The sequence below is a fragment of the Halorubrum tibetense genome (assembly GCF_042661865.1).
In the GTDB taxonomy this organism is placed as follows: Archaea; Halobacteriota; Halobacteria; order Halobacteriales; family Haloferacaceae; genus Halorubrum; species Halorubrum tibetense.
The window spans coordinates 1-6,670 of sequence record NZ_JBHSWW010000128.1; the positions used below are offsets into that span (position 1 = coordinate 1).

Annotated in this window: 9 protein-coding genes; 5 read left to right on the forward strand and 4 right to left on the reverse strand. The window is 67.1% G+C overall.

The window, feature by feature from the left end:
- Together ACFQEU_RS09420 and ACFQEU_RS09425 are read right to left on the reverse strand one after the other, a co-directional pair.
- The coding region (locus ACFQEU_RS09420; RefSeq protein ID WP_379781507.1) for an METTL5 family protein at positions 1-237 on the reverse strand (237 nt) is incomplete at its 3' end.
- Positions 238-241: 4 nt separating this feature from the next.
- Positions 242-634: a DUF7961 family protein gene (locus ACFQEU_RS09425; RefSeq protein ID WP_379781509.1), complete on the reverse strand. Its 393-nt coding sequence runs from the start codon at positions 632-634 to the stop codon at positions 242-244.
- Positions 635-923: 289 nt separating this feature from the next.
- Between ACFQEU_RS09425 and ACFQEU_RS09430 the strand changes: the two genes are divergently transcribed.
- The 4 genes from ACFQEU_RS09430 (at position 924) to ACFQEU_RS09445 (ending at position 4,625) form a co-directional block, all read left to right on the forward strand.
- Positions 924-1,877: a transcription initiation factor IIB gene (locus tag ACFQEU_RS09430; RefSeq protein WP_379781511.1), complete on the forward strand. Its 954-nt coding sequence runs from the start codon at positions 924-926 to the stop codon at positions 1,875-1,877.
- A gap of 100 nt (positions 1,878-1,977) precedes the next feature.
- Entirely contained in the window at positions 1,978-2,412 is a 435-nt protein-coding gene (locus ACFQEU_RS09435; protein ID WP_379781513.1) for a universal stress protein, read from the forward strand.
- Between the two features lie 48 nt (positions 2,413-2,460).
- Positions 2,461-4,293: an o-succinylbenzoate--CoA ligase gene (gene menE / locus ACFQEU_RS09440; protein ID WP_379781515.1), complete on the forward strand. Its 1,833-nt coding sequence runs from the start codon at positions 2,461-2,463 to the stop codon at positions 4,291-4,293.
- Positions 4,294-4,373: 80 nt separating this feature from the next.
- A complete protein-coding gene (locus ACFQEU_RS09445) occupies positions 4,374-4,625 on the forward strand; it encodes a hypothetical protein (RefSeq protein WP_379781523.1) in 252 nt (83 codons plus the stop codon).
- A 115-nt stretch (positions 4,626-4,740) separates the two neighbouring features.
- On the opposite strand, the gene ACFQEU_RS09450 is transcribed toward ACFQEU_RS09445, so the two are convergent.
- On the reverse strand, positions 4,741-5,715 hold the full coding sequence (locus ACFQEU_RS09450) for a sugar phosphate nucleotidyltransferase (RefSeq protein WP_379781517.1): 975 nt from the start codon (positions 5,713-5,715) through the stop codon (positions 4,741-4,743).
- Positions 5,716-5,811: 96 nt separating this feature from the next.
- Here ACFQEU_RS09450 and ACFQEU_RS09455 point away from each other — a divergent pair, with 96 nt between their 5' ends.
- On the forward strand, positions 5,812-6,090 hold the full coding sequence (locus ACFQEU_RS09455; protein WP_379781519.1) for a transcriptional regulator: 279 nt from the start codon (positions 5,812-5,814) through the stop codon (positions 6,088-6,090).
- A 23-nt stretch (positions 6,091-6,113) separates the two neighbouring features.
- Here ACFQEU_RS09455 and ACFQEU_RS09460 read toward each other — a convergent pair.
- A partial coding sequence (locus tag ACFQEU_RS09460) for a DJ-1/PfpI family protein (protein WP_379781521.1) occupies positions 6,114-6,670 on the reverse strand: 557 nt, incomplete at its 5' end.

Below are 6,670 nucleotides of genomic sequence, written 5' to 3' on the forward strand. Positions count from 1 at the left end.
GAGCTCGACCCCGACGACGCGGGCAGGGCATTCGAGCGCGGCCGCGAGCGCGAGCATCCCCGTGCCTGCGCCGAGATCGAGGACTGTGCGACCGTCGACGTCGCCATGGAGGTCGGCGAGGTGAACGACGTGTGCCGCGAGATCCGGCGGTGTCGGGTACTGTTCGAGCGCGACCTGTGGATCCTCGAAACCGGCGACGACGCCGAGCTTGGTCGCGAGCGACCGTTTCGTTGCCATCGCCTCAGGCGGCGGTGTCGGTTCGGACCAGCTCGACGCCCTCGCGTCGTGCCCGTTCGGCGAGCGCGGCGAGGGTCGGTTCGACCGTTTCCGGGTCGGCGACGTCGCCGACAGTGACTTCCAGCCGACCGGCGCCGAGGAACGCGGCCGCACGGACGAACTCTCGGAGGCGGTCCGCTTCTTCCTGTGCCGCGAGCGCGCAGTCCTCGCCGAAACACGCGTCGACGGCCAGCGTCGCCGGGTGGTACCCACGAGCGGAGAGCTCGGTCTTGAGATCCCGGAGGTGCCCGGGGGCGGTGCTTTCGAGGTCGTCCGCGTCGATGACGACGGGTTCGATCTCCGCTGGCCGACAGCCGTCGAGCGCCGCGTCGATACTCGGTGACTCCGTCGTGCTCATACCTGCCATAGTCTTGGGTTATACAAAAGGCTTTGTAAATGTTTCATAGTAATATTTGATGGGCAGCCGTCGGCGGCGGCGACCGGATTGACACCCGGTGATGACGGCGTGCTCGGGTCGGTTCGAACTCCCCCGTTTCGACCCAGATTGCCACCGCCAGAACCCGCTTGAAACGGCCGATAAAACCCGAATACGGCGATCTAGTCGGTGCGAGTCGAACGTGTTTCTGCGGACTTGGTGTATTATTTGTGAACAAGACTTAAATACGACAATGACCAGAAACCTTATAATGGAACGTCCGAGCAGGCAGCGTCAACAGGAGCGGAATACCGAGCGAGAATCGGACGAGGACGCGGTCACCTGCCCGGAGTGTGATTCGACCGAGATCGTCACCGACGCCGATCAGGAGCTCGTCTGTGAGGACTGTGGACTTGTGTTGGACGAGCGCACGATCGACCGCGGTCCGGAGTGGCGGGCGTTCAACCATTCGGAGCGCCAGTCGAAGTCCCGTGTCGGCGCGCCCATCACGGAGACGATGCACGACAAGGGGTTGACGACGACGATCGACTGGAAAGACAAGGACGCGTACGGGCGGTCGCTCTCCTCGGAGAAACGCTCGCAGATGCACCGACTGCGGAAATGGCAGGAACGGATCCGGACGAAGGACGCGGGCGAGCGCAACCTCCAGTTCGCGCTCTCGGAGATCGACCGGATGGCGAGTGCGCTCGGCGTCCCGCGCTCGGTACGGGAGGTCGCCTCCGTCATCTACCGCCGCGCGCTGAACGAGGACCTGATCCGCGGCCGCTCGATCGAGGGCGTCTCTACCGCCGCCCTCTATGCCGCCTGCCGACAGGAGGGGATCCCCCGCTCGCTCGACGAGGTCGCGGAGGTGTCGCGAGTCCCCCAGAAGGAGATCGGGCGCACGTATCGCTACATCTCCCAGGAGCTCGGCCTGGAGCTCAAACCGGTCGACCCGAAACAGTTCGTCCCCCGCTTCGCCTCCTCCCTCCAGCTCTCCGAGGAAGTACAGTCGAAAGCGACGGAGATCATCGATGTCTCCGCCGAACAGGGCCTGCTCTCGGGAAAGTCCCCGACGGGGTTCGCCGCGGCCGCCATCTACGCCGCGTCGCTGTTGTGTAACGAGAAGAAGACCCAGCGTGAGGTCGCCGACGTCGCACAGGTGACGGAAGTCACCATCCGCAACCGGTATCAGGAACAGATCGAAGCGATGGGCTTCCGGTGACCCGGAAGACGAGCGAATCGCACTCGGTGACGCGGCATGCTGCCCGATCGGACCGGTGGGATCGGGTTTTTAATCCGGTCCGGGCGTATCGCCGATCGATATGTACGACGAGATACTCGTGCCGACGGACGGGAGCCCGGCGTCGGACGCCGCGATCGAACACGCGATCGACATCGCGGCACAGTACGGCGCTCGGCTACACGCGCTGTACGTCGTCGACGGTGCTGCGTACTCCACCCTCGAAGCCGGCTCCGAAATCGTCGTCGAGGCGCTTCAGTCGGAGGGAGAGACGGCGACACGACGCGTGGCAGACGCGGCGACCGACGCCGGCGTCGAGTCGACGACGACCGTGACGACGGGAACCGCGTACCGTTCCATCCGCGAGTACGTCGACGAACACGGGATCGATATGGTCGTGATGGGAACTCACGGCCGCAAAGGCCTGGATCGCTACCTGCTCGGAAGCGTGACCGAACGCGTCGTTCGGACCGCCGACGTCCCCGTCCTTACCGTCCGACAGTCGACGGATGAGTGACTTACGCTTACCGGCGGGATCGGCACCACGCCACCAGGGGGTGTGAGCATGCGGGACTGGCTCTCCCATCGCGTCGTCTCCTCGCCGGACGACGTCGCGCTGGTTCGTGCGGAAGACGGCGAGGCGTGGAGCTACGAGGACCTCGATCGGCTCGTCGCCGAGACCGCCGGTCGACTTCGCGCACACGGTATCGAGGCCGGGGACCGGATCGGCGTGCTCACCCCGCCGTACGTCGGCACGGTCGGTCTGATCCACGCGACGATGCGCATCGGGGCGACGTTCGTCCCGCTCGGCGACCGGCTCACCTCCCGCGAGCTGGGCGAGCGGGTCGACCGCACGGACCTCGCCGCGATCGTCTGCGCTGAGTCGACCGAGGACGACGCGCTGAGCGCCGTCGACGGTGTGCCGGTGTTCTCGGTCGACGACCCCGACGCCGACGCCGTCACCGCCGTCCACGACGTCGAGCCCGAACCGGTCGATCCGCCCGAGTGGTCGTTCGACGACCGGCTGTGTATCCTCTTTACCTCGGGGACGACCGGTGACCCGAAACCGGTGCCGCTGACGGCAGGAAACGTGTACGCCTCCGCGGTCGCGTCCGCGTTCCGGCTCGGCGTCGACCCCGACGACCGGTGGCTCGTCTCGCTCGCGCTCCACCATATGGGCGGGCTCGCGCCGGTGTATCGCTCCGCGCTCTACGGCACGACGCTCGTCCTCCGTGAGGGGTTCGACCCGGGTGGTACCGCCGACGACATCGACCGGTACGACGTGACCGGCGTCTCGCTCGTCCCGACGATGCTCACCCAGATGCTCGACCGGCGCGGGACGCTCTCGGACTCGTTGCGGGTGGTGCTGCTCGGCGGCGCGCCCGCCCCCGACGAGCTGATCGAGCGCTGCCGCGACTACTCGATCCCCGTCCACCCGACCTATGGGATGACCGAGGCCGCCTCACAGGTCGCCACGGCGACGCCACGAGCGACGAAAGGACGGGTCGGGACCGTCGGTCGTCCGCTCTTCGGCACCGACGTGACCGTGGTCGACGAGGACGGGACGCCCGTCGACGCCGGCGAAACCGGCGAGATCGTCGTGGATGGGCCGACGATCACGCCCGGCTACATCGGCACCGATCCCGACGAGTCGTTCGGTCCACACGGGCTCCATACGGGGGACGTCGGTCGGCTCGACGAGGACGGCTACCTTTACGTGTTTAACCGGCTCGACGATCGGATCATCTCCGGCGGCGAGAACGTCGAACCCGGGGAGGTCGCCGACGTGCTCCGGTCACATTCCGCCGTGGCGGACGTCGCCGTCGTCGGCCTCGAAGACGACGTGTGGGGGGAACGGGTCGCTGCGCTCGTCGCGGTCGAGGAAACCGATCTCGGCGGTCCGGACGACGCTCTCGACGAGACGCTGATGTCGTTCGCACGCGACCGTCTCGCCGGATTCAAGCTCCCACGAACGATCGCGTACACCGACGAGCTCCCTCGGACCGTCTCCGGAACCGTCGATCGCGACGTCGTCCGAGAGCGGCTCACCGAGACTGGCCACGACGTGACGGACGGATTCGGCTCCGCCGGGTTCAAACCGGCCGAACCGGAACCCCGAGACGACGACGCGACGGACGACACGGACGGGGCCAAAGAAGACGATGGGGGCCGACCTCCAGAGGACGACTCGCCCCGAAGTGACGACGAGCGTGGCCGGAGCGACCTCACGGCGGCAGTGATCGAGGAGAACGGAGCCGACCCGTCGACGGAGCGTCGGGAGGACGGCAACGCGAAGCCGAGCGACATCGACACGGAGCCTCCGGCTCCGAACGATGACGAACCGACGGACGAGAACGAGTCGCCGGCCGACACCGGTCCGACCGACGGGGACGACTGACACGGTAGGGGAAGACGACGGCCCCGCCGAACGCTTTTCGCTTTCGGAATCGTATCGGACGTGTGGACGCCCCGAGGACGATGTACGTTCCCCAGAACAGCCCCGATCGCTGTCCCGCTTGTGGCGACGACTACGAGTCGGTGTCGCGCCACGCCGACGGGTTCGTCGTCAACCTACTCGATAACGAGCGTTACCGACGGGTGTGTTTCTATCCGGCCCGGAGCGACGACGGCGACCCGGCGCTCGACTGCTTCCACCACACGCACGCGACCGCCACCGGGATGGCCGACGCCGCTGACGACGAACCGGTCGTACCCACGGAGCGCTCCTGAGTCCCGGCACGAAGCGCCCGGACATGGAGTTCACCGTCGTACGGGGAGCCAGCCTCCGGATGAGCTCACGCGTGGCCGACGACGTGCGGAACCGAGCCCCCCAGTGACGGTGCGGTCAGAACCCGTCGTCGGTCGTGATCGAGGTATAGCCACCGATCAGCGCGCCCGACAGGTCGAGGTCCTCGATGGTGGCGTGCTCGTCCACCACGGAGTTGCGAACCGTACAGTCGGTGATCGTCGCGTTCGGGAACACGACGGAGCGATCGAGCGACGAGCCGGTCACCGTCGCGCCGTCCATCACGTGGACCACGTCACCGACCTCGGTGTCCTCGACGGTCGCACCGTCTTCGACGAGCGACCCTCCGTCGAGCGCGTACTCGACGGCGTCGAGGTAGCTCTCCGCGGTTCCGATGTCGAACCACGCGCCGTCGAAGGTGAACGCGTGGACCGGCTGGCGGGACTGAAGCCACTGGATAAACCATCCCGGCTCGTCCGGGTTCTCGCCGTCTTCGAGGTACGTCGCGAGGTCCGGAAGCGTCTCGGCCGGGAACGCGTAACACGCGATCGAGACGAGCGTGCTCTCCGGCTCGTCCGGCTTCTCCTGGAAGTCGACCACCTGGTCGCCGTCGAGACGCACGAGGCCGTACGACTGCGCGCGCTCCTTGGAGCCGACGTCGTACGCGGCGAGCGTCGGCGTCCCTTTGTTCTCGAAGAAGTCGGCGAACTCGGCGAGATCGAAGCTGATCATGTTGTCGCCGGCGACGACGATCAGGTCGTCGTCGACGCCCTCGCGCTCGACGAGCTGGGCGAGCGCGCCGACGACGCCGAACTTCTCGTCCTCCTCGACGGTCTCTTCGACGGAAAGCGTGGGCTTCTCGAACGGGCTCTCGGCGATGTAGTCGGCGAAGGTGTCGGCGAACCGCTCGTTCGTCGAGACGAACACCTCGTCGACGCGGTCGTCGTCTTCCAAGTCGGCGAAGATCTCGTCGATAACGGTCCGTTCTCCGACCGGGAGAAACATCTTGGGTCGATTGCGGGTGATAGGCCACATTCGCGTCGCATACCCCCCTGCGAGTACAACGGCTTTCATGCATCCACGGTCACGCGCCGGTGACATACTTCTTGTGCTCGTGTCAACCCCGGGAAACGCCGTCGGAGTTTTATCCGCTCGCGACTACCCCGCCGCATGGAATCGACCACCCGTCAGCGTATCGCCGAGTCCCTCCGGGAGTCGCCGGCGACCGCGAGCGAGATCGCGGTGGACCTCGCGCTACCGACGCCGACCGTATACGACCACCTCGAACACGTCTCCCGGTCCGTCGACGGCGAGGAGGAGTTCCTCGTCTCCCCGCCCGTCTGCCGGGACTGCGGCTTCGACGGGTTCGACGACCCGGTCAACGAACCGTCGCGCTGTCCCGAGTGTAAACACGAGCGGGTCGACGAGCCGGCGTTCGTGATCCGGTGAGCGGGTGGCTCCCAATGCCTACCCTACAACGCGTCCAGTAGCGTCGCTGCCGCGTCGGCGGACGACTCCGGTCCGCGGGCAGTGATGAGATCGCCGTCGACGGTAACGCTGGTGTCGCCGTCGAGCTCGGCGTCCCAGTCGGCACCGGCGAGGGTCACCTCGTCTTCCACCCAGTACGGGAGCTTTCGACCGTCCGGCATCACGTCGTTATCGTCGACGACCTCGTCCTCCCACGCGTTCGGGAAGCCGGTCACGGAGCGACCCTCGACGAGCGGCGTCCCGTCGGCCTCACGGGTGAACGCGAGGATACCGACCGCGTGACAGACGACGAGCGCGACGCCGTTCTCGCCCGCGACCGCGTCGAGCAGGAGCTGGCGCGCGTGCCGATCCTGGTTCACGTCCCAGACGGTTCCGTGTCCGCCGGGGAAGACGACGGCGTCGTAGCCGTCGGCCTCGACCGTCGCGATCGGCTTCGGGTCGTTGAGTCCGGGATGCGTCTCGTCGACGTCGCGGAGCTCCGCGACGCGTTCGCCGCCGCCCGCGACCTCCGGATCGCGCGATGCCTCGTCGACGACCGGCG